This window comes from Sorangium sp. So ce1014, from assembly GCF_051521505.1.
Taxonomy (GTDB): Bacteria; Myxococcota_A; Polyangia; order Polyangiales; family Polyangiaceae; genus Sorangium.
On sequence record NZ_CP150356.1, the window covers coordinates 365,904 to 388,788 of the forward strand.

A 22,885-nucleotide genomic window follows, 5' to 3' on the forward strand; every position below is an offset into this window, starting at 1 on the left:
TCGCGCCGCTCAGCGCCGGTCGAGCCCCACGATCCGATCGAGCAGCGCCCGATCCAGGCTCGCCTCGACCGCCGTGGCGAGCCGGTCGTACTCCTCGTGACGGCTCGGGATCGCCGTCTCCCCCGCGGGCGCCGGGAGCCCCCGCCGCCCGCGCAGCGCCGCAAGGAGCGACCGCCTGAGCCCGTCGTTCTCGAAGAGCCCGTGGATCATCGTGCCCACCACCGCGCCGTCCGCCGATACGGCCCCATCGAGCGCCGCCTCGGCCCTGCCGCTCCTGGACCCGATCGCGAACGCCGCGCGCGCGCCGCCCACCCGCTCCACCCGGCCCATGTGGATCTCGTAGCCGGTCAGCTCTCCCTCTCCCTCTCCCTCTCCCGCCGCGTCCCCCGCGCCCAGGAACGAATCGCCCGCGAGCCGCGCCCGCACCTGCGCCGTCGTCTTGGTCCGCTCGAACCGCGTCGCCACGTCGAGCAGCCCCAGGCCCCGCGCCGCCGGCTCGGCCGACTCGACGCCTTCCGGATCCTCGATCGCCCCGCCGAGCATCTGGCAGCCGCCGCAGATCCCGAGCGTCCACCCGCCTTGCCGGGCGCGCGCCGCGACCGCCTCCGCGAGGCCGCTCGCGCGCAGCCACGCGAGGTCGGCCATCGTGCTCTTCGTCCCGGGGAGCACCACGAGATCCGCCCCGCCGATCTCGTCCGGCCGCTCGATGAACCGCACCACCACGTCCCGCTCGTGCTCCAGCGGCTCCACGTCGTCGTAGTTCGATATGCGCGGCAGCCCGACCACCGCGATGTCGAGCTGCCCCGGGCCCGCCGCCCCTCGCCGCCGCCGGCCCTCCAGCGACACAGAGTCCTCGTCCGCGATCCGCAGGTGCTTCAGATAAGGCACCACGCCGAGCACCGGGACGCCCGTCCGCGCGGTGAGCATCTCGAGCCCCGGCTCGAGCAGCGTGATGTCGCCGCGGAACTTGTTGATCACGAACGCCGCCACCCGCGCGCGCTCGTCGGGCTCGAGCAGCGCCATCGTCCCCACGAGCGCCGCGAACACCCCGCCGCGATCGATGTCGCCGGCGAGGAGCACCGGCGCGTCGGCGACGCGCGCGACATGCATGTTCACGATGTCGCGGTCCTTCAGGTTGATCTCCGCGGGGCTGCCCGCCCCCTCGATCACCACGACGTCGTGCGCCTCCCGGAGCCGCCCCAGCGAGCGGGCGATGATGTCCTTGAGCTCCCCGCGATAGGCGAAGTAGTCGCGCGCGTGCAGGCTCCCGATCGGCTTGCCGAGGACGACCACCTGCGAGCGCGAGTCCCCCTCCGGCTTGAGCAGGACCGGGTTCATGTCGACCGTCGGCGCCACGCGCGCCGCCTCGGCCTGCACCGCCTGAGCCCGGCCGATCTCGCCGCCGTCCAGGGTCGCGAACGAGTTCAGCGCCATGTTTTGCGACTTGAACGGCGCGACCCGGAGCCCCCGCCGCTGGAACATCCGGCAGAGCGCCGTGCAGAGGAGGCTCTTGCCGACCGAGGACGCGGTGCCCTGCACCATCACCGTGAGCGCTGTCATCGCCAAAGCTCCTGTCCGAAGGATGTCGCCGCGAGCGCGGCCGCCGCGAGCCCGGCGAAGAGCAGCGCCGCGAGCACGACGATGCGGCAGGCCTCGTCGATGAGCTCCCTCCGGAGCGGCTCCACCGCGTCGCCGAGGCGGTAATGGCCGCGCTTCTCGAGCTCGACCCGGAGCAGCCCCGCCATCGCCGCCATCGGCCGGCCGGCGTTCGGGCTCTCGGTGCGGCCGCCGTCGCGGAGGAGCACGGCGAGGCCGCGGCGCGCGTCGGCGCCGCGGAGCCAGCCGGCGGCGAGGAGCAGGAGCGCGGTGAGGCGCGCGGGCACGAAGTTCAGCGCGTCGTCGAGCCGCGCCGACGCCTTGCCGAGGTACTCGTAGCGCCCGTGGTAGCCGATCATCGCGTCGAGGGTGTTCACCGCGCGGTAGAAGAGCGCGCCCGGCAGCCCGAAGAGGGCGAAATAGAAGAGCGGCGCGACGAAGCTGTCCGACGCGTTCTCGGCGACCGACTCGATCGACGCGGCGACCAGCGCGGGCTCGTCGAGCGCCGACGGGTCTCGGCTGCAGAGGCTCCGCAGGGCGCCGCGGGCCGCGGGGACGTCGCCGGCCGCGAGCGCGTCGCGCACGCCGAAGGCCGCGTCGCGGAGCGCGCGCAGGGCGAAGGTCGGCTTCAGAAGGAGCCCTGACAAAGCGATGCAGACGACCGGGTGCGGGGCGATCAGCGCGGCGAGCCCGGCGCCCAGGGCCGCGAACAGGCACGGGACGGCGAGGGCCATGAGCGCGCCGAAGAGGAGCTCGGCCACGCGGCCGGAGCGCGGCGCGCGGCGCTTCAGCGCCTGGATCGCGGAGCCCATCCACACGACCGGGTGGACGGCGGCCGGGGGCTCGCCGCAGGCGAGGTCGAGCGCGACCGCCACGAGCACCGCGGCGGCGGCGGTCATCGCCCGTCCTCGCCCATGACGGCGACCGGGCCGGGGCGCAGGCGCAGGATGGCGCCCATCACGGCCACGTAGAGCTCGCTGGCCGACCGGTTGAGCCGCTGGTGCGCGCGTCCGGCGAGGTCGCGGAAGGCGCGGCCGAGCCGGCTCTCGGGGACGATGCCCATGCCCACCTCGTTCGACACGAGGACGACGTGGGGCGCCGCCGACTCGACGGCGGCGGCGAGATCCTCGATGCGCGCCTCGATGCGATCGAGCTCGCGGCCCTCGGTCTCGTCGCGGAGCAGCAGGTTCGACAGCCAGAGGGTGAGGCAGTCGACGACGACGACGTCGACGCCGGTGAGCGAGGCGATGCGCTCGGGGAGCGCGACCGGCTCCTCGAGGGTGGTGAACTCGTCGCCCCGCTCGCGGGCGTGGGCGGCGATGCGCGCCCGCATCTCGTCGTCGAACGGCTCGGCGGTCGCGATGAAGGCGCGGCGCGCCCCGAGCGAGCGCGCGAGGGACAGCGCGAACGCGCTCTTGCCGGAGCGCACGCCGCCGCCGACGAGGGCGATCCGCCGTGGCGCCGCGCGCGCGCCGCTCATCGCCCCTGCTCCTTCCGGTGCGCGGCGGCGCTCGCCACGAGCCCCTCGGGGACGAGCGGGTTCGAGGCCCAGTGCGCGTGGACGTAGGAGGCGAGGACGCGCTGCGCCAAGTACCCCTCGCGCGTGACCTGGCCGCCGCGCCGGCGCCGCACGGAGTAGGCGTGCTCGATCGGCAAGGGCGCCTGCGCGGCGGGCGCGGGCGGCGCGGCGGGCGAGGGCGGCGGTTCGGGCGATGCCGGCGCCTGCGCGGGCTGCGTGGGGCGGAGCTCGGAGTAGCGGAACTGGTGCCCGCGGAAGCGGAGCCCCGCTCCGCCGAGGATCGTGCGCGCCTGCGTCTCGACCTCGACGTAGCCGAGCGCCTGCAGCTTCTCGCACATCACGGCCTCCGCCGGCACGAGCCCGACCATGGGGTGCGCGCGCCCGTCCAGCGTGCGGATCGCCTCGGTCAGGTACATGAGCCCGCCGCACTCGGCGTAGATCGGGCCCCCGCGGCCGGCGAACGCGCGGATCTCGGCGCGCAGGGCGGCGTTCTCGGTCAGGCGCTCCGCGTGGGCCTCGGGGTAGCCGCCGCCCAGGTAGAGCGCGTCGACGTCGGGCAAGCGCGCGTCGCGGATCGGTGAGAACCGCACGAGCTCGGCCCCCGCGGCCTCGAGGCGGCGCAGGTTGTCCGCGTAGTAGAAGTGGAAGGCCTCGTCGAACGCCACGCCGAGGCGCACCCGGGGCGGTTGCGCCCCGCCGCTCGCTCCTGTCGCGGCTCCGCCCGCCGCGATCCCGGGCGCAGCCGCCGCCGCCGCCGCGGCCGCCTCCGCCGTCTGCGGCACGGGCGGCGCCCCGCGCGCGATCTCGAGCAGCGCGTCGAGCCCGATCCACGCCTCGGCCTGCGCGCCCCAGTGGTCGAAGCGCTCCTCCGGGAGCGCGGCCTCGTCGGCCGTGCGCAGGCCGAGGTGGCGCTCGGGGAAGCTCTGCGCCTCGTCCCGCGGCAGGCCGCCGAGCACGGGCGGCGAGCGCTGCGCCTGTCGAAGAATGTCGAGGTGCCCCCGGCTGCCGACCCGGTTGCACACGACCGCGGCGACGCGGAGCCCCGGATCGAAGCCCGCGAAGCCCTGCGCCAGCGCCGCGATGCTGCGGGCCATCCCGGACGCGTCGACGACGAGCGCGACAGGCGCCTCGAGCCACTTCGCGATCTCGGCCGTCGAGCCCTCTTCCCCGGTCGGGCTCGCCCCGTCGAACAGCCCCATCACCCCCTCGATCAGCGCCACATCGGCGCCCGCGGCCTCCGCCGCGAACGTCGACAGGACCGCCTCCCGGCCCATCATCCAGCCGTCGAGGTTGTGCGACGTCCCGGCGACGGCGCGCGCGTGGTACGTCGGATCCAGGTAGTCGGGGCCGCACTTGAACAGGGCGACCCGCAGGCCGCGGGCGCGGAGCGCGCGCGCGATCGCGACCGTGGTGGTCGTCTTCCCGACGCCGCTCGCCGTGCCGGCCACGACGAGCCGGGGGATGGCCAGGCTCATCAGAAATCGACCCCGATCTGGGCCTTCGCCCCCTGCTCGAACGGGTGCTTCACCGACCTCATCTCCGTCACCAGATCGGCGAGCGCCACGAGCGCGTCGGGGGCGTTCCTGCCGGTGATCACCACGTGCACGTGCGCGGGCCTCCCGCGCAGCGCCGCGAGGAGCTCGTCCTCCGCGATGAAGCCGTAGTGCAGCGCATACGTGATCTCGTCGAGCACGACGATGTCCTGCTCGCCGCCCCCGATGAGCGCCGCGGCCTCCTGGAAGGCCGCGCGCGCAGCCGCCTTGTCGCGCGAGAGGTCATCGCTCTCCCAGGTGAAGCCGCGCCCCATCACGAGGAAGGTGAGGCCGGGGAGCGTCTCGGCGAACAGGCGCTCTCCCGTCTTCCACTTCCCCTTGATGAACTGCACGACGGCGACGCGCATGCCCCGGCCGAGCGCCCGGAACACCATCCCGAGCGCGGCCGTCGTCTTGCCTTTGCCGTGGCCTGTATAGACGATGACGAGCCCTCTCCGACCCGCCGCCGGCGCCCCGGCGCCTCCCTCTGCCGCCGGCGCCCCGGCGCCTTGCTCCGCGCTCACGAGCCCTCCTCCGCCGGGCGGGGAGCGCGCGGCTTCTCGGCCTTGCGGAACCTGTGGCTGAACTCCGGATCATAGAGCCGCGAGTCGGCGAAATCCGTGGACGTGAGCACCCGGCCGACCAGGATCATCGATTGCGTCTTGATCCCCTCGGCCCGCACCTTCTCCCGGATGTCGGCGAGCGTGCCAGTCACGATCTTCTGATCGGGGCAGCTCGCCTTGTGCACCACCGCGACCGGGCAATCGGCGCCGTAGGACGGGATGAGCGCCGCGGTCACGTCCTTGAGCAGGGTGATGCTCAGGAACAGGCAGAGCGTCGCCTTGTGGCGCGCGAGCTCCTCGAGCCGCTCGGCCGGCGGCACCGGCGTGCGCCCCTCGGCGCGCGTCAGGATCACGGTCTGCGAGAGCTCCGGGAGCGTGAGCTCGCGCCCGAGCGCCGCCGCCGCCGCCGTGAACGACGAGACGCCCGGGATGATGTCGTAGGGGATCCCGAGCTCGTCCATCCGGCGCATCTGCTCGGCGGTCGACCCGAACAGGACCGGATCGCCGGTGTGCACGCGCGCCACGTCGTGCCCCGCCTCCCTCGCCTCGACGAAGACCGCCACGATCTGGTCGAGGGTCATGCCGGCGGAGTCGATGACCCGGGCGTCCGGCCGCGCTGTGGCCACGACCTCTCGCGGGACGAGGGAGCCCGTGTACATGACGACAGGGCAGCGGGCGATGAGCTCGGCGCCGCGGACCGTGATGAGCCCGGGGTCGCCCGGGCCCGCGCCGATGATGTAGACGCGCATGGGGGTTCTCTCCTCGTTTCGTGCGCCGGCCATCCTGCCGGGGAGCGCTGGCGCGCGAAGCTAGAGCGGTCGCGAAGCGAACGCCAGGCCTCCATGCCCCCTCCAGTCCACGCGCCTTTCCTCGTCGCCCTCGCGGAGGAGGGGGAGCGCCGTCCGCGCTCAGCGCCGCTCGGGCAGGCCGCGGAGGCTGACCTCGATCCCGGCGCGGAGGTTGCCGTGCGTCGTGACGCCGGAGAGGTCGACCCCGAGGCCGCACATGGATTGGGCGACGGCGGGCCCGATGCCGGTGAGGACGCCGCTCGCGCCGAGCAGGCGGATCGCGCGGACGATGCGGACGAGGTGCTCGGCCGTCGCGGCGTCGACGCTCTCGAGGCCGGTGACGTCGATGATGGCGAAGCGAGCGCCTGTGCGCACGACCTCGTCGAGGAGCTTGCCGGTGACGTCGGCCGCGCGCGCCTCGTCGAGCGCGCCGATGACGGGCACGGCGAGCACGCCCTCGGCGACCTGGAGGATGGGCGTGGACAGGGCGCGGATGAGCGCCTGCTGGCGCTGGATGACCGCGAGCTGATCGGCGATGGCCTCCTTCTGCAGCTCGAGCTCGGCGATGGTGGCCGCCATGTGCTCCTCGTGCTCCCGCTGCGCCGTGATGTCCGTGCCGATGGCGAGGATGTGCGCCGTGCCGTCCTGCTCGACGAGGGGCACCTTGATGATGGACATCCACCGCACCTTGCCGTTCGGGCGCGAGACGGGTTGAACCCGCGAGACCGGCTGCATGCGCGCGAGCACCTCCCGGTCCATCTCGCTGATGATGGCGAGCTCGGCGTTGGAGGGCGGCAGATCGGCCACGGTCTTGCCCACCGCCCCCTCCGGCGTGGTGTTGTACAGCTCGGCGTAGCCCTTGCTGACGAGCTTCATCTTGCCGTCCCGATCCTTGACCGTGACGATGATCGGGATGGTGTCGAGCACGAGGCGGATGAACTGCCGCTCGCGATCGAGGGCGAGCTCTGCCTCCTTGAGCTCGGTTGTATCGATCCGCAGGCCGACGACGCTCCCGTCGGCGAGGCGGCTGCTCTTGAGGGTGAGCCAGCGGTCCCCGAACCGCCGCATGTAGATGTCCCCGGAGCGGCGATGGTCCGCGATGCGACCGGCGACCCACTCGTCCTCGCTGAGGCCGCTGTGGAAATGGATCCCGTTCCGGCAGCCCTCGCGGACGACGTCTTCGAACGTATTGCCTACCTGGATGGCGGCGGCACATTCGGGGTAGAGCGATCTGTACGTCGTGTTGAAGAAGCAGAGCCGCTCCTTGGCGTCGTAGATGACGAAGCCGACGTCGAGCGCCTCGACGGCCGCGTGCAGGCGCGCTCCTTGATCCCGCGCCGCCTGCTCGGCCCGACGTTGCTCGGTCACGTCGCGCAGCGCGAGGAGCACGGCGGCGCACCCGCCCGCGGGGTCGACGAGCGGGCTGAGGCTCCCCTCGGCGAGGACGACGCGCTCGTTCGCGAGGTGGAGCGCGAGGTCGGGCGGCAGGGCGCGCGGGGCGCGATCGCGGAGCACCTGCTCGAGCAGCGCGCCGAGGGGCGGATCGGGCCGCAGGGCCCCGTCGATCGGCTCGCCGCGCGCCGTCGCCCCGGGCGTGGAGCAGAGGCGCTCGGCGGCGGGGTTCAGCGCCAGGATCCGGCCGCTTTCATCGAGCAAGAGCAGCGGGTCGACGCTGCAGGTGAAGGCGAGCGAGTAGAGATCGACAGGAGCGTCGCTAGGCATCGGGAGGAGCGTAGATCAAGATCTCCGCAGGGTGTCGGCCTCGGTGACCTCCTGGCGCATCCACAGGCAGCGAAGCTGCTGGCCGAGCTCGGCACGGGCGCGAGCCCTTCGAGCGGAGCGGCCGCCGCAACGCGCCCGTGAGAAGATCCTTGACGGTGTGCGGCTCGTTGTTATAAAAAGTAACACTGTTACGAGCGACGACGACGGGAGCGACGGCGCCGCCCAGCGGCCCGACGACACGGACATGGGGAGCACGCGCCTGAAGACCACGAAGACCGGCGGCACGAGCCAGGCGGAGCGCCTGCAAGCGTCGAGCTTGCAGCGCCGCGAGCAGCAGAAAGAGAGCCTGCGGGGCGCGATCCTGGCGGCGGCGGGCGAGCTGTTTCTGGAGCAGGGGTACGAGGCGTTCTCGATGCGCCAGGTGGCCGAGCGCATCGGCTACTCGGCGACGACGATCTATCGCTATTACGAGGACAAGGATGATCTCCTGTTCGCCATCGTCCACGAGGGGTTCACCGAGTTCCAGCGGGCGCTCGTCGCGGCTGCCGAGAGCACAGCGGACCCGATCGGGCGGATCGAGGCGCTCGGCGCCGCGTACGTTCGTTTCGGCATGCAGAACCCGGTGCACTATCGGCTGATGTTCATGCAGCGGTTCGACTTCGTCTTCGACCAGCGGAAGGAGCGGCAGCAGCCGATGATCGGTTCCTTCGACGTGCTGCGAAGAGCGGTCGCGTCCGCGATGGATGCCGGCGTGGTGCAGCGCGGCGATGTGGAGCTCCACAGCCAGGTTGTCTGGGCCCTGGTCCACGGGATCACCTCCCTCGGCCTGGCCGACCGCGGCCGCTTCACGGCCGATGACGTCGACCGGACCCTGGAGATCGCCATGAAGATGATGGTTCAAGGCTTGCGCCCCTGATCGCTCTCTTTTTTTCTCGTGAAGTTAACACTGTTACTATTAGTTTCGTCGTTATATGTGGCCATGGATGGAGGGTGTGATGGATGGAATTTTTGGACTGAGTAACTTCCTCGTGCTGCCGTTCTGGGGCTTGATGATCTTCCTGCCCCGCTATCGCTGGACGCGGCGGATCATGGAGTCGCCGCTCGTGATCGTCGCGCCCGCGCTGCTCTATACGGCGCTCGTCTTGCCGGCCATCCGCGAGGTGCTGCCGATCGTCAACCGCCCGAGCCTCCCGGCGGTGGCCTCGCTGCTCGGCTCGCCCGCCGGCGCCACGATCGGCTGGGTTCACTTCCTCGCCTTTGATCTCTTCGTGGGCCGGTGGGTGTACCTCGACAGCCGCGATCGTGAGATCTCGCCCTGGCTCATGGCCCCTGTGCTCTATCTGACGCTCATGCTCGGCCCGATGGGGTTCTTGCTCTACCTCGCTGTCCGCGCCATGGCCGCTCGATCGGCGCGCGCCCGCGGCGAGCCACCGGCCAGGCGCCGGGTCGAGGAGGTCTGAGATGCGCGCGCGCTCGGCGAGCACCCCGCTAAAGCTCCCTCGCTCGATCGAGGAGCTCCTCAGGCGAAGCCCTGTCTTGTTCATGGCGGCCGTCGCCCACGTCGCGCTGCTCGTCGTGCTGCTCGGCGTCGCCCCGCTCGACGCGCGCCTCGTGCTGGGGGTGAACCCGTGGATCAAGCCGGCGAAATTCGCCGCCTCGATCGCCATCTACCTCCTGACGATCAACTGGCTCATCGGCGATGTCACGCTCCCGCCGAGAGGCCGGAGGGCGGTCGTCTGGGGCACGGTGGCGATGGTGAGCTTCGAGATGATCGCGATCGCCATGCAGGCGGCGCGGGGGGTGGCGTCGCACTTCAATCGAACGACGCCGTTCGACGTGGCGGTATTCGCGCTCATGGGCATCGCCATCCTGGTGAACACGGCGCTCGCGGCGTACCTCGCGTACAGGTTCTGGACGACGCGACCCCCGCTGCCGGCTCCCTATCTCTGGGGCATCCGTCTGGGTTTCCTCCTGTTCCTGCTGGCTTGCGCGGAAGGCGGCTTCATGTCGACGCTCGACGCGCACAGCGTCGGCGTCGCGGACGGCGGGCCCGGGCTGCCCATCGTCAACTGGAGCACGCGAGGCGGCGACCTGCGCACAGCGCACTTCTTCGGGATGCACGCGCTGCAAGCCGCCCCGCTGTTCGGGTACTGGCTGTCGGCGTGGGCGTCGGGGTCGGCGTCGCGCACGCAGCGGGCCGTGCGATGGGTGGTCGCGTTCGGCGTCGGCTACGGCGCCGTCGCGCTGGGGCTCTTCCTTGCGGCGCTCGCAGGGCAGCCGCTGATTCGAATGTAGCGCGCCGAGCTGGCGCGCAGCGCGCCCTCGGCGCTACCTCAGGATCGGGTCGCAGTTCGTGAACGTGAGCGACGTCGATATCGAGAACATCGACCCGAAGCCGCGGCGCTCCGCGTGGAAGAAGTCGAGCGGATACTCCTTGCCGACCTCGATGCCGAGCTCCTCGGCGCTCGCGTCGAGATCGACGGTCGCCAGGGTCGCGGAGTGGAGCCCGCCCATATCGATCGCGAGGCGCCTGTTGATGAACACCCAGAGATCGTCGTCACCGGCGAACCAGAAGACGTCGCCGGGCCGGTACTCGAACGTCATGTGGAGCTCGTACGTGAAGCCGTAGTTGTGCTCCCGCCCCTCGTTGCCCCACCCCTGATCGTCGATGGGGAAGAAATGCTCTCCCACGAAGTGCCCGAGGCCGCGCTCGCTCGCCTTGAGCGGGACGACGTACGGAATCGGTACGTTGACCGCGGGGTCGTCGTGATACCACTGATAAAACGCCTCGGGCCCGGTCGTGTGATCCGTGCCGCCCTCATGGGCATAGACCGGCTTGTCGTCGGGGCCGAGCTCGGGCTCGACAAGGCCTCTCATGACGTCGCCCGCGAAGTACTCGAAGTCGGGGTGCCCGCCCTCGGAGTCAAAGGCCTTGAAGTCGCGCACCACCCCCACGAGCCGCGGCTTGCAACCCTCGTCCCCGCCGGCGCCGGCGGTGCCCTGGGGGAAGCCGCCGCCGGCGCCGGGCTCGAGGATGCCGGGGTCATCGCCGTCGGCGGTGGAAGTGGACGAGGACGAGGACGAGGCGGGCAACGGCGAGGTCATCGTGGCGCCGATGTCGCGACCGATGATGGCGGTCTCGGGGGTGCACCCCGCGAGCGCCGTGCCCGTCGAGAGAAGGACGGCCAGGAATCGCGGGGCGCCCGCGCGGGCCGCCGTGGGTTGGGCCAGCGTCATCGAGATCGTCTCCTGCCGCATGGATGCCGCCGACCTCGCCGATCCTTCAGGCAAACTCACGCGAGCGCGAGCCCGGCCGCGATACGCCCGCCGGAGCCCCGGCGAGCGCTGCGGAATCGGTGCCGAGATCGGTCCCGATGACGAAGGCGCCGGTGCACGGGATGACCCACTCAAGGCCAAGTCGAAGGAGCAATCATTTGTGAGCGTTCACAGAGGCCGCGTCGACTTCAATCCGCCCGTCCACGGACAAGCTCGGACCCGGATGGCTGGCGAGTCCGCTCCGGAGCGGCGCGTCAGGAGAGGCCGAGCGGGCCGCGTTCGTGGTCGACGCGGACAAGCTCGCCGGCTCTCGTACCGGACGGCCTCGCAGGTCCTGCAGCACAGCCCCCACATACATCGCGACACGCGGGGTCCATTTGGGTTGACACCCGCTATGTGAACGTTCACATTCGGCTCTCGAAGATTCCTTCCGCTTTGCCGCGGGTGGGACGTCGTGCGCGTCCGGGCCCTTCGTTCCTGGGATTGGGGTGGATTTTTGCGCTGATTTCGTTCGCTCGGCCGTCGCGGGCGCGAGCAACGGTGACGTCGCGGGGGATCACTCGCGCTCGACCCGGGCCGGGCCCGAGGTTTCACCTGCGACCCGCGCGCGCACCGGTTCACTGGAGTCGCAGCCGCACACAACCTGCCTCGTGGAGGCTGCGGTGCATTCATATGCAGCACAAATCGCTGCTCTCGTTGGATTGAGCAAGGTGGGTTGCGGCTCGTCGTATACGGAGCCCGTCCCGGAAACGTGGAGCACCTCGTCCGGGGCAGCGGCGGGCGGTGGGTGGGTCGACGGACACTCGCGCTGCGGGATGGACTGGGAGGCTTGATCATGCAGCGACCTCGGGTTTGGGATTGGATTCAGCGCACGGCGTCCCCCGCCTCGGGGCAGGGGCAGGCCGCCCGGGAGCGCTCCGGCGCCTGGCGCCGCTCGGCGTGGCTCGCGGCGTGCGCCTCGGCCCTCGTGGCGGCGGCGTGCACGGGCGCGCTCGGGAGCAACGTCGACGAGCAACCCGGCGACGAGCAACCCGGCGACGAGCAACCCGGCGAGGACGCGCAGTGCGCGCCGCGGCTCGCGCGCCGCGTCGTGCTGCTCGCCGATCTGCAGTTCACGAATTCCGTGCGTGCGCTGCTCGGGGACGCGGCCGTGCGGGCCGATCAGGCGCCCGATGAGAAGACAAAGCCCTTCATGAAGAAGGGGATCGTCGTCGGCACATCGCTTGTGCGCACTCGGCTCGACGCGGCCGCTTACGCCGCGGAGAGCCTCGAAGGGCGCTTCGAGCAGGTGACCGGCTGCGCGACGGACGGGGATGACGCGTGCGCCCGCGACTTCCTGACCCGGTTGGCGGCGCAGGCGTTCCGGAGGCCGCTCGGGGCCACCGAGCTCGCGGATCTGTGGGAGGTGGTCGAGCTCGGGAAGGAAGAGAGCTACGAGCGCGGCGTGATGCTCGCCGTCGAGGCCATCCTCGCGTCGCCCTCCTTCTCCTACCGGACGGAGCTCGGCGAGGAGGGGAGCGAGGGCGTCGTGAGGCTGTCGCCGCACGAGCTCGCCAGCGAGCTCTCGTTCTTCCTCACGGACAACCCGCCGGACCCCGAGCTCATGGCCGCCGCCGACTCCGGGGCCCTCCGCGACCCGGCAGAGGTGGCGCGGCAGACCGAGCGGCTGCTCGCGCTGCCGGCGACGCGGCGCAGCCTGAGCACCACGCTGCTCGCGGCGTGGGGGCTCAGCAACCTGTTCGGCACGGTGAAGGACCCGGGGATGTTCCCCGAATACGGTCCCTTGCTCCAGGCGAGCATGTTCCACGAGACCGAGCTGTTCGTGGACGCGACCCTCTGGGGCCGCGGCGCCGACGTCTCCGAGCTGCTCACGTCGCGGGAGACGTTCGCGAACGAGCCGCTCGCCGCGGTGTACGGCGTGGAGCACACCGGCGCGCCGGAGGAGTTCGCGCCGGTCACCCTGCCCGCCGACCAGCGCGCCGGCCTGCTCACGCAAGCGAGCGTCCTCGCGACGCTCTCCCGCACGGACAACACGAGCGTTGTCGCGAGGGGGCTGTTCATTCGAGGCGCGCTGCTCTGCCTGCCGAAGCTCGCGTCGCCGCCGGAAGACCTCGCGGACGAGGTCGCGGACCTGCTCAACGCCGACATGACCGAGCGCGAGCGCGCCGAGGCGCGCGCAGCGAACCGCACCTGCGGCGCATGCCACCGGGGGATCGACCCGCTCGGCCTGGCGCTCGAGAACTACGACGCGCTGGGTCGTTATCGAGACACGCTCGACGGCGCGCCCATCGACGCGCGCATCGAGCTCGGGGGGATCCTCGGGCTGCACGAGAGCTACGCGAACGCTGTCGAGTTCGCCGGCGCGATCGCGCAAAGGGAGGAGCTCGCCGCGTGCCTCGCGCGGAACCTCATCACCTACGGCACCGACGACGAGCACCTCTCGCCGGTCGACTGCCAGGTCGAGCGCGTGATCAAGGCATTGCCGGAGGGCGCGCGCACCCTGCCTGCCATCGTGAGAGCCATCGCGACGTCGAGCGCGCTCATCGAGCGCACCGAGGAGGAGTGACAATGAACCGCAACCTGCCCTATGTCTCGTCCCGCCGTCGCTTCCTCCAGGGCATCGGCGCCGCCGCGGGGATGTTCGCGATCCTCCGCGGCCTCGAGCGGACCGCGGAGGGCGCGCCGAGCCCGAAGCGGCTCCTCATCGTCCAGCGGCCTGTGGGCACCGTCTACGAGAACTGGTGGCCGCAGGGGAACGGGACGAGCTTCACGCTGTCCCGCATCCTGCGCCCGTTCGAGCCGGTGCGTGACCGGATGATCGTGATGCGCGACCTGAAGCTGCCTTACGAGGGCTCGGTCGGCGGCGGCCATGAGCGCGGGACCGTCCTGATGGCGACCGGCCAGCGGACAAAGCAGCTCTACCCCGGCAACGGCGGGGACGACCCGGTGGCCGAGGGGGCGAGCATCGACCAGCTGCTCGTGAAGCAGTCGGCCGATCTGCAGGGGGCGCCGATCGCGTCGCTCCAGATCTCGTGCGACAAGCGCGCGGACACGCCGGAGGTGTCGACGCGCCACATGTCGTACTCCGGCCCGCGGAGCCCGATGACGCCGTACTACCAGCCGCTCGACGTCTATCAGCGGGTGTTCGGCACGTTGATGCCCGGGGGGCCGACGAGCGACAACCTCGAGGCGCTCGCCAGGGCGCGCCGGCAGAAGAAGAGCGTGCTCGACTTCGCGACGAGGGACATCGGCCGGCTCCACGAGCTCGCGCCGAGCGCGCAGCGCGAGATGCTGGACGGGCACCTCGAGGCGATCCGCGAGGTGGAAAAGGAGTTCGATGCCGACCCGCGCAACGCCGCGTTCTGCGGAATGGAGCAGCCGCCCGAGATCGTCAATGTGAGCGAGTACATCGACCCTTACAGCTCGTCGCACGTCGTGAACGAGCGCGACGACGAGAAGCACGCGCGCATCGGCGCCCTGCACTTCGCCGTGCTCAAGGCGGCCTTCCGGTGCGACCTGACGCGCGTGGTGACCTTCCAGTGGGCCCCGGGGACCAACCACGTGAGCTTCGGCGACCTGTGGCCGCCGGATTCGCGCATCTTCAAGGTCCACCACACGACGAGCCATGATCCCGACACGCGAGATACGCTCGAGTTCCTCACGCGCGTGGAGGAGTTCTACGCCCGCAAGATGGTGGGGTTCCTGGAGGAGCTCGCGGCCACCCAGGACGTGAACGGCGGGACGCTGCTCGACAACACGCTCATTCCCTACGTGACCGAGGTCGGCACCCGCAAGCACAACTGGGACAACGTGCCCTGGCTGCTCTTCGGCGGCGCCAACACCGGGCTCCTCGGCGGGCGCGTGTGGGACAACGGCGGCCGTGGCCTCCGGTCGACAAACGACGTGTGGATGGCGTGCGCGGGGGCGTTCGGCCTCCCGGACTTCGTCATCGGGGATGCCGACCTGCACACGACGGCGACCCAGGGCCTGTTCATGCCGGCCTGAGCGCCCAGGCCGCTGGCCAACTTGCCTCGGTTCGACGGTGACGGTCACCACACGACCGCGGGAAGTTGCCCCGGTTCAGCAGAGAAGCCGCCATGACGCCAAGGCCGCCAAGAGGACAGGGGAGGAGTGTTCCCGGCAAGGTTCCCTCCTGCTCCCCTGGTCTCTTGGCGACCTGGGCGTCATGGCGGCCCGGCTTCCCGCAGCCGTGCTAACCGGGGTACCACGTGATCCGCGGATCATCGGGCGCGCGCACGTAGTCAAAGGCGGCGTCCGCGAGCCGCGCCAGATTGTACTGCGGCCGCCAGCCGAGCAGGAACTTGGCCTTCGTGTTGTCCAGCCAGGTCGAATGGTAGGGCGTCTTCACCTTCACGCTCGGCAGGCCCCGGGTCGTCTCCAGGTAAGACGCCAGGTCACCGTAGTCCACCGGCTCATCCATGCAGACGTTGAAGGTCTGCTGGCGGGCTCTCTCGTTGTCGATCGCCATGAGGAGCGCGGCGACGAGATCCTCCACATGCACGAAGTTACGCTTCACCGGCTTGCCGTCAGGGTCGAGCATCACAGGGACGGCGCCCGAGCGGACGTGACCCTCCGCCGCCTCGGCTCCGACCCAATCGCGCCACCTCGGCCCTCCGAACACGTCGTCACCGAACGATAGCTGGGCCTTGAAGTCGTCCTTCTCCATGATCCACGGCGCACGCAGGCAGCATCCGTTCAGGTTATACTGGACGTAGTATTGCTCGAGCATGACCTCCTCGAGCACCTTGGACAGCGCATAGCAACCCGGGTAGGCGCTGTGCTTCTGCGCCTCCGTGACGGGGACGGGGTGTGGATAGAAGAAGTGGCCCATCCCGGCGTCGCCCCCGACCAGGATGAATTGCTTGAATGCAGGACTGACGCGGCAGGCCTCGAGCAGGAAGAACATGCCTTTGATGGCCACGTCCATGATGCTGTCGGCGGTCTCCTTGCTGGTCGCGAGGTGCAGCACGTGGCTCACTCCCTCCACCGCCTCGCTGGTCACGGCGCTGTGCTCGATCGACCCACGCACCACCTCCAGGCGCGCCGTCGGCTCCAGCATGCGGTTGTGGCACAGCGCACGGACCTTCCATCCCTCGAACCTGGGGTCCGACAGGAACCTGCGGATGAAGGCCTGGCCGACTTTGCCCGCCGCCCCGGTGACCAGAATTCGCTTTGTCTCACTCACGTTGTCGCTCCTCGCTCCGGGTGCACGCCGGAGCAGCTGTACTGGCGGGCGCCGGCGTAGAAGGGCCTGTTGAACAGGAGGTGTCGGGATCGCTCTGGTGGATCGACCGTCCGACGTTCCCGGCGCCGCGCGTCGTGGAAGACCCACCCAGGGTGAAGCAAAAGGATGGATCTCGGGCGCATCGTGAGCGGTCACATGCCAGGTGTCAACTCCATTGAAAGGACCGCGGGTATCCTCTAGCCGGAGTAGCCCGAGTAGCCCGAGGGAGGACAAAGCCAGCGGGTCCTCCGGAGCGTCGCGTCAAGAGGAGGGGGCGCCGGACCGCGGTCATCGCGGGCGTCCGACTGGCTCGAAGATACCCGCGGTCCTTTCAATGGAGTTGACACCGAATATGTGACCGTTCACGATGCGCCGGGGTGGGCATCCTTTTGCTCTCTCCTGGGTGGGGCGTCGTGCGCACCGAGACCTTCGTCGTCCCGGCCGATCTCGGCGCCGATTCCGTTCGTTCGGCCGTCACGAATACTAGTTTCCGGCGCCGCCGCGGAGGCGCAATGCGGTAAGAGCGCGCCGCTGGCGTGCAGGAGAGAGGAGGCGTTCCATGCGAATTGCGAGTTTTCTCGAACGGCGGGCTCAGCGCAGCAGAGCTGGACGAGTGAGCCGGACCTGGGTCAGGCAACGTCGAGCGAGCACCGCGCTGGCGTTGCTGCTCATGCTCGGCTGCTCGGGAACGCAGCCTCCTCCCGCCGCAGAGCCCGTGACGCCCGCCCCCGCGCCGGCGACGACCCCGAGCGTGCCACCGCCCGTGCCAGACGTGGCGCCCGCGAAGCCCCTCGCCATCACCAGGGCTCGTCATGGCGAGATCGAGGCGCAAGGCGTGGATATTTACACTCTCACGAACGCAAACGGCCTCGTGCTCAAGGTGATGACGTACGGCGCGATCATCACCGAGCTGCACGTGCCCGACAAGGCCGGAAAGCTCGCCGACGTCGTCGTCGGCTTCGAGAGCCTGGACGGCTATCTGACCGGCAACCAGTTCTTCGGCGCGACGGTTGGCCGCGTCGCCAACCGCATCCGCAACGCGAAGTTCAAGCTCGAGGGCAAGGAGCACACCCTGGCCTCGAACGACAAGCCGCACCACCTGCACGGCGGCGCCAGGGGCTGGGACAAGGTGGTGTGGAGCGCCGCCACCGCCGAGACCCCTGACGGCCCGAGCATCCGCCTCACGTACGTGTCGAAGGACGGAGAAGAGGGGTATCCTGGCACCGTGTCTGCGAAGACCGTCTATACGCTCACGAACCGGAACGAGCTCCGCGTCGAGATGGAGGCGGTCACGGACAAGACGACGCTCGTCAGCATGGCCCACCATTCGTACTGGAACCTCGGCGGGCACGGCTCCGGCACGATCCTCGATCACGAGCTCACGCTCCATGCGGACAGCTACACGCCCGGCGATCCGGGCGTCCCGACCGGAGCCGTGAAGCCCGCCAAAGGTACGCCGTTCGACTTCACGGCGCCCAAGCCCATCGGCAAGGACTTGAAGGCCGTTGGCGGAGACCCTGTCGGGTACGATCACAACTTCGTCGTCAACGGAGACCCGGCCGCCCTGCGACCCGTGGCGCGCCTCAAAGATCCGAAGTCCGGCCGCGTGATGACGCTGGAGGGGGATCAGCCCGGGGTGCAGTTCTACTCCGGGAATTACATGAATGGCTCGAAGGCGGGCAAAGGCGCCACGTACGTGCAGCACGCGGCGCTTTGCCTGGAGACCCAGAAATTTCCGAACGCGATCAACGTGCCGGCCTGGCGAGAGCAGCCGATCCTCAAGCCGGGGCAGACCTACAAACACACAATGATTCACCGCTTCACGGCGGAGTGAGAGGGGCGGCCATGCTCTGTTTCGGTGTCATCGGTACGGGCGGGGTCGCGCGTGGCTTCACGCGCGCGCTTCAGGGCAGTCAGCGTTGTCGGGTCGTGGACGCCACGCGTGGTGTCGACGCGCTAAAAATTGAATCATCAAGGAGACATGCCGTGGAAGAGATGAAGTCCTGGGGCAAGGGTCGGGCGATCACCGCGCTCTTCCTGCTGGCGCTGCTCGCGATCACGGGGTGCGGCAAGCAGAGCGAGGGGACGGGCGCCGCGCCCGCCGAGGGGGCCGGCTCGAAGCCGAAGATGGTCAAGCTCGCCTTCGTCACGAACAACGCGAGCGAGTTCTGGAAGATCGCTCAGGCAGGCGTCCGGAAATACGAGCAAGAGAGCAAGGTCCAGGTCGACGTGAAGATGCCGCCGAACGGCACCACGGAGGAGCAGAACCAGATCCTCGAGAACCTCTCGAGCCAGGGCTATGACGCTATCGCCGTGAGCGCCATCGCGCCGGGCGATCAGGTCCCGGTGCTCAACAAGACGGCCGAGAAGAGCAAGCTCATCACGTTCGACTCGGACGCCCCGAAGTCGAACCGACTGCTCTACATCGGCACAAACAACTACGAGGCCGGCAAGGCGCTCGGCGCCCACATCGTGAAGCTCCTCCCGAGCGGCGGGAAGATGGCCGTGTTCGTCGGCATGCTGTCCGCGGACAACGCGAAGCAGCGGCTCCAGGGCATCCAGGACGCGATCGCCGGCAAGAACATCGAGATCGTCGACAAGCGCGAGGACAATACGGACCGCGCGAAGGCGCGCTCCAACGTGGAGGACATCATCAATGCGCACCCGGACCTGAAGCTCGTCGCGGGCCTGTGGTCCTACAACGGTCCCGCCATCGCGGCGGCCATCGAGGCGCTCGGGAAGAAGGGCAAGGTCCTCGCGGCCGTGTTCGACGAGGAAGAGGGGACGCTCACGGCCATCGAGAACGGCACGATCTCGGTCACGGTCGTCCAGAAGCCGTTTCAGTTCGGGTACATGGCGAGCAAGTGGGCGCATGAGCTCGCGACGAAGCCCGACGCGGCCATGGCGCAGATCCCGGAGAGCAAAGGCATCGACACCGGCATCGAGGTGATCGAGAAGGCCAACGTGGCGGAGTTCAAGCAGAAGCTCGCCGAGATGAAGAGGTGAGCGTGACCGCGGCGCTACCGAATCTGCTCGCGATGAGCGCGATCAACAAGCGGTTCCCCGGCGTGGTCGCGCTCCAGGGCGTCTCTCTTTCGCTGAAGCCGGGGGAGGTGCTCGCCCTGATGGGCGAGAACGGCGCCGGGAAGAGCACGCTGATGAAGATCCTCGGGGGCGCCCAGCAGCCCGACGAAGGCGAGATCCGGATCGGAGGGAAGAAGGTCACCCTCGAGAGCGTGCGCGCCGCCAAGCGCCTCGGCATCGCGCTCATCCACCAGGAGTTGATGCTGGCGCCGAACCTGGACATCGCCGCCAACATCTTCCTCGGCAACGAAGGCGGCGGGACCCGAGCGCTCCTCCGCCCGCTGCCGAAGGGCGGCATGTACGCCCGCGCCCACGAGCTGCTTCAGCGCGTGGGCTTGTCGCTCCCGCCCTCGACCCCGGTGTCCCTGTTGACCGCCGGTCAGATGCAGATGGTCGAGATCGCCAAGGCGCTCGCCCTGGACGCGCGTATCCTCATCATGGACGAGCCGACTTCGTCGCTCACGAGCGGTGAGTCCGAGCATCTCTTCCAGATCATCCGCAAGCTCCGGGCGGACGGGATCGGCATCGTCTACATCTCGCACCGGATGGAAGAGGTCCTGGCGCTGGCGGATCGGGTGACGGTCCTGCGCGACGGCCGCTACGTCGGGGACCTCACGCGCGCAGAAGCGACGCACGAAAAGATCGTCTCCATGATGGTGGGCCGCGAGCTGAGCGCCCACTACTTCCCGGAGAAGCGGCCGCGGAGGTCGACCGAGCCCGTGCTTGTGGTCGAGGGCCTCGTCGTGCCCGGCGCGCCCGCGCCGATCTCCTTCTCGGCCGAACGCGGGGAGATCCTCGGCTTCGCCGGCCTTGTCGGCTCGGGTCGCACGGAGCTCATGCAGACGATCTTCGGGGTGACTCCCGCGCTCGGCGGACGCATGGCGCTCGAGGGCGAGGCGTTCGCTCCTCGAAGGCCCAGAGACGCCATCGACCGCGGCGTCTACCTGGCGCCGGAGGATCGCAAGCGGCACGGCCTCGTGCTGCCGCTCAGCGTCGCAGAGAACACCTCCCTGCCCGACATCGGCAACTACAACCGCTGGGGCTTCCTGGACAGGAAGACGGAGCGCCGCGTCGCCGAATCGGAGGTGAAGCGGTTGCGGACGAAGACGCCTGGCATTCGTCAGAGCGTCGCGAACCTCTCCGGCGGAAACCAGCAGAAGGTGGTGCTCGGAAAATGGCTGGCCATGAGCCCGCGCGTGCTCATCGTGGACGAGCCGACACGCGGGATCGACGTCGGCGCCAAGGCCGAGATCTACCGCCACATGGCCGCCCTCGCGGATGGAGGTATCACGATCTTGATGGTCAGCTCGGACATGGGAGAGATCATCGGAATGAGCGATCGCGTCGCCGTCATGCACGAGCGACGCATCAAGGGGGTATTGCCGCGGGAGCGGCTCAGCCAGGAGCGGATCGCGACGTTGATGACGGGCCAGGCCGACGTGGAGGTTCTGTCGTGAGGCGTGAGCTTGGCATGACCATCGCGCTCGCCGTGATGTGTCTGGGTCTCTACCTCTCGAACCCGGATTTTCTCGGGCAGTCGAACTCGATCAATACCCTGCGGCAGATCTCGATGCTCGGGATCTTCGCGATCGGCATCGGCTTCGTCATCATCACCGGCGGCATCGATCTGTCGATCGGGTCCGTGATCGGCCTGACGGGCGTCCTGATCGCGAAGCTCTCGTCGAGCCAGGCCGGCGGCCTGGGCTACTCGTTGTGGATCGGCATTCCGGCGGCGCTCGGCGTGGCGCTGCTGATCGGCCTCGGCCAGGGGCTCTTGATCACGCGGCTCAAGCTGCAGCCGTTCATCGTCACGCTCGGCGGCATGCTGTTCTTGCGCGGGGTCTCGCAGACCATCGCCGAGGGCGGCACCCTGAGCCTCGGGGGCTCGCCGCTGCTCCACCTCGCGAACGGCGGGCTGTTCCACGTGGGCAGCGACGCGCTCATCCCGTATCCGTTTCTGATCTTCCTCGCCGTGATCGGCGTCTCGACCTACGCGCTGCACTTCACTGTGTTCGGGCGGTACGTCTATGCGATCGGCGGCAATCGCGACGCAGCGGAGTACTCCGGCATCAACGTGAAGCGGGTGGAGACGTCCACCTACATGATCTCGGCGGGCCTCGGCGGCGTCGCTGGCGTCTGTTACGCGTCGTACATCGGGCAGATGTCGCAACAGGTCGGCATCGCGTACGAGATGTACGCGATCGCCGCGGCCGTGCTCGGCGGCTGCTCGCTTCGCGGCGGTGAGGGCACGGTGCTCGGCATCCTCATCGGCTCCGCGCTGATGCGCGTCATCGACAACGGCATCAACATGTTCCAGATGCCGTACGAGGACGCTGACGGCATACGACGCATCTGGCGCCTGGACCCGAACTGGACGTTCATCATCATCGGCGCCGTGATCCTCGTCGCTGTGATCCTCGACCAGATCGTGCACATGGTGCAGGCAAGACGGCGCACCCGGCGTGCCTCCGCGGGAGCCGCCGAGGCGGCGCCGAGCCTCCAGGCGGCCGCGGCCTTCAGCGCGGCGGAGTCGCCGGCCGCACGAGCGCCCGATCGCGAAGACGTCTGAGCCCTCCGGGGGCCCGGCGGATCGCGTCTCGGCGAACAGGCGCTCTCCCGTCTTCCACTTCCCCTTGATGAACTGCACAACGGCGACGCGGATGCCCCGGCCGAGCGCCCGGAACACCATCCCGAGCGCGGCCGTCGTCTTGCCCTTGCCGTGGCCCGTATAGACGATGACGAGCCTCTTTCCCTGCCGTCCCCGCGCCGGCGCCGCCTTCCGCGCCCACGAGCCCTCCTCCGCCGGACGGGGAGAGCGCGGCACTGGCTTCGGGGTGGAGCCTCGGGGAAGCCAGCTTTCGGCGCGAGCGCGAAGGCTTCCGGAGCGGCGCGGGCCGTGACGCCAGCTCAGCGGATCGCTCCGAGGTCGTTGATTGACCGAGTCCCAAGCGATCAAGCCGCGCGCACGACGATCGGCTGGATAATCTTGCGAATCCACGAGAGGCCGCGTGTGCTGATTGCATCCGCCTCAGGCGGATCCGTCGTCTCCAGCGCATAGGCAACCAGGAACCGCATGCCCCAATTGATAGCCAGCCCCAACGCAATCCTTCGATTGCGATGATCCAGAATGGTCGCGCGGTCCGTCACACCCGCCTGCGCGAGAGACTCGTCGAGATGTTCCTTGAGGAGGGCGGCCGGGCTTCCTGCTACGGAGACGATCACAGGCATGTTTGTCACCACCTTGCGAAGCTGCGGCCCGAGCACCAGCACATTCTCGATAGCCGCCTTCCATTGCCCGGCATCAGGGACAAGGTCCAGCGAGCGGCACGCCGAGGCGAGCACCAGGCACAGAGGCGTGAACAATTTGCCCGTGCTATCGCTCTCTCTCTCGTAGAGCCGCTTGGCATTGCGCGTGAGAACGCCGAGCACCGCGGCCTTTCGATGGGCCGGTTCGGACGCCACAGCGAAGACGGTCGCATCGCACAGGCGCAGCAAATCGCCGAACCATCCGGTGAGCTCCTCGGCAGCACGGTCAGCGTCGTTCGTGGTGCTCATGGTTC

19 protein-coding genes and 1 pseudogene are annotated in these 22,885 nt (G+C 69.7%); 9 read left to right on the forward strand and 11 right to left on the reverse strand.

The features are described from left to right. Positions 1-9: 9 nt before the first annotated feature. The 7 genes from WME75_RS01425 to WME75_RS01455 form a co-directional block, all read right to left on the reverse strand. Positions 10-1,560, reverse strand: a complete 1,551-nt coding sequence (locus tag WME75_RS01425; RefSeq protein ID WP_437485635.1) for a cobyric acid synthase — start codon at positions 1,558-1,560, stop codon at positions 10-12. Then, positions 1,557-2,495, reverse strand: a complete 939-nt coding sequence (gene cbiB, locus WME75_RS01430; RefSeq protein WP_437485637.1) for an adenosylcobinamide-phosphate synthase CbiB — start codon at positions 2,493-2,495, stop codon at positions 1,557-1,559. The genes WME75_RS01425 and cbiB overlap by 4 nt, the downstream gene beginning before the upstream one ends. Next, entirely contained in the window at positions 2,492-3,076 is a 585-nt protein-coding gene (gene cobU / locus WME75_RS01435) for a bifunctional adenosylcobinamide kinase/adenosylcobinamide-phosphate guanylyltransferase (protein ID WP_437485639.1), read from the reverse strand. The genes cbiB and cobU overlap by 4 nt, the downstream gene beginning before the upstream one ends. After that, entirely contained in the window at positions 3,073-4,590 is a 1,518-nt protein-coding gene (locus tag WME75_RS01440; protein ID WP_437485641.1) for a cobyrinate a,c-diamide synthase, read from the reverse strand. Before WME75_RS01440 ends, cobU begins: the two co-directional genes overlap by 4 nt. After that, on the reverse strand, positions 4,590-5,171 hold the full coding sequence (cobO, locus tag WME75_RS01445) for a cob(I)yrinic acid a,c-diamide adenosyltransferase (protein ID WP_437485643.1): 582 nt from the start codon (positions 5,169-5,171) through the stop codon (positions 4,590-4,592). The genes WME75_RS01440 and cobO overlap by 1 nt, the downstream gene beginning before the upstream one ends. Next, positions 5,168-5,959, reverse strand: coding sequence for a precorrin-4 C(11)-methyltransferase (cobM, locus tag WME75_RS01450; RefSeq protein WP_437485645.1), 792 nt, complete (start codon positions 5,957-5,959; stop codon positions 5,168-5,170). The genes cobO and cobM overlap by 4 nt, the downstream gene beginning before the upstream one ends. A 159-nt stretch (positions 5,960-6,118) precedes the next feature. Continuing rightward, entirely contained in the window at positions 6,119-7,720 is a 1,602-nt protein-coding gene (locus WME75_RS01455) for a PAS domain-containing protein (RefSeq protein ID WP_437485647.1), read from the reverse strand. Positions 7,721-7,877: 157 nt separating this feature from the next. Here WME75_RS01455 and WME75_RS01460 point away from each other — a divergent pair, with 157 nt between their 5' ends. The 3 genes from WME75_RS01460 (at position 7,878) to WME75_RS01470 (ending at position 10,015) form a co-directional block, all read left to right on the forward strand. Further along, complete coding sequence (locus WME75_RS01460; protein ID WP_437485649.1) at positions 7,878-8,636, forward strand: TetR/AcrR family transcriptional regulator; 759 nt, start codon at positions 7,878-7,880, stop codon at positions 8,634-8,636. A 79-nt stretch (positions 8,637-8,715) separates the two neighbouring features. Continuing rightward, on the forward strand, positions 8,716-9,180 hold the full coding sequence (locus WME75_RS01465) for an ABA4-like family protein (RefSeq protein WP_437485651.1): 465 nt from the start codon (positions 8,716-8,718) through the stop codon (positions 9,178-9,180). 1 nt (position 9,181) lies between these two features. Then, entirely contained in the window at positions 9,182-10,015 is an 834-nt protein-coding gene (locus tag WME75_RS01470) for a hypothetical protein (RefSeq protein ID WP_437485653.1), read from the forward strand. Positions 10,016-10,048: 33 nt separating this feature from the next. On the opposite strand, the gene WME75_RS01475 is transcribed toward WME75_RS01470, so the two are convergent. Beyond that, the gene (locus WME75_RS01475) at positions 10,049-10,957 is read right to left on the reverse strand and encodes a fibro-slime domain-containing protein (protein ID WP_437485655.1); all 909 of its coding nucleotides are present in this window, start codon (positions 10,955-10,957) and stop codon (positions 10,049-10,051) included. A gap of 874 nt (positions 10,958-11,831) precedes the next feature. Here WME75_RS01475 and WME75_RS01480 point away from each other — a divergent pair. After that, positions 11,832-13,562, forward strand: a complete 1,731-nt coding sequence (locus tag WME75_RS01480) for a DUF1592 domain-containing protein (protein WP_437485657.1) — start codon at positions 11,832-11,834, stop codon at positions 13,560-13,562. Positions 13,563-13,564: 2 nt separating this feature from the next. Next, the gene (locus WME75_RS01485) at positions 13,565-15,001 is read left to right on the forward strand and encodes a DUF1552 domain-containing protein (protein ID WP_437485659.1); all 1,437 of its coding nucleotides are present in this window, start codon (positions 13,565-13,567) and stop codon (positions 14,999-15,001) included. A gap of 208 nt (positions 15,002-15,209) precedes the next feature. Here the strand turns inward: WME75_RS01485 and WME75_RS01490 are convergent, their stop codons facing one another. Beyond that, positions 15,210-16,202, reverse strand: a complete 993-nt coding sequence (locus WME75_RS01490; protein WP_437485661.1) for an NAD-dependent epimerase/dehydratase family protein — start codon at positions 16,200-16,202, stop codon at positions 15,210-15,212. Between the two features lie 874 nt (positions 16,203-17,076). On the opposite strand from WME75_RS01490, the gene WME75_RS01495 reads away from it, so the two are divergent. The 4 genes from WME75_RS01495 (at position 17,077) to WME75_RS01510 (ending at position 21,894) form a co-directional block, all read left to right on the forward strand. Continuing rightward, positions 17,077-18,075, forward strand: a complete 999-nt coding sequence (locus WME75_RS01495) for an aldose epimerase family protein (RefSeq protein WP_437485663.1) — start codon at positions 17,077-17,079, stop codon at positions 18,073-18,075. A gap of 161 nt (positions 18,076-18,236) precedes the next feature. Beyond that, a complete protein-coding gene (locus WME75_RS01500; protein ID WP_437495081.1) occupies positions 18,237-19,247 on the forward strand; it encodes a sugar-binding protein in 1,011 nt (336 codons plus the stop codon). Positions 19,248-19,279: 32 nt separating this feature from the next. Beyond that, positions 19,280-20,782, forward strand: a complete 1,503-nt coding sequence (locus tag WME75_RS01505; RefSeq protein WP_437495083.1) for a sugar ABC transporter ATP-binding protein — start codon at positions 19,280-19,282, stop codon at positions 20,780-20,782. Continuing rightward, positions 20,779-21,894, forward strand: a complete 1,116-nt coding sequence (locus WME75_RS01510; protein WP_437485665.1) for an ABC transporter permease — start codon at positions 20,779-20,781, stop codon at positions 21,892-21,894. The genes WME75_RS01505 and WME75_RS01510 overlap by 4 nt, the downstream gene beginning before the upstream one ends. 27 nt (positions 21,895-21,921) lie before the next feature. On the opposite strand, the pseudogene WME75_RS01515 reads toward WME75_RS01510, so the two are convergent. Continuing rightward, positions 21,922-22,062, reverse strand: a pseudogene (locus WME75_RS01515) (cob(I)yrinic acid a,c-diamide adenosyltransferase); the annotation flags it as partial. A 215-nt stretch (positions 22,063-22,277) separates the two neighbouring features. Beyond that, positions 22,278-22,880 (reverse strand): hypothetical protein, encoded by a 603-nt coding sequence (locus tag WME75_RS01520; protein ID WP_437485667.1) that lies wholly within the window; start codon positions 22,878-22,880, stop codon positions 22,278-22,280. Positions 22,881-22,885 lie beyond the last annotated feature (5 nt).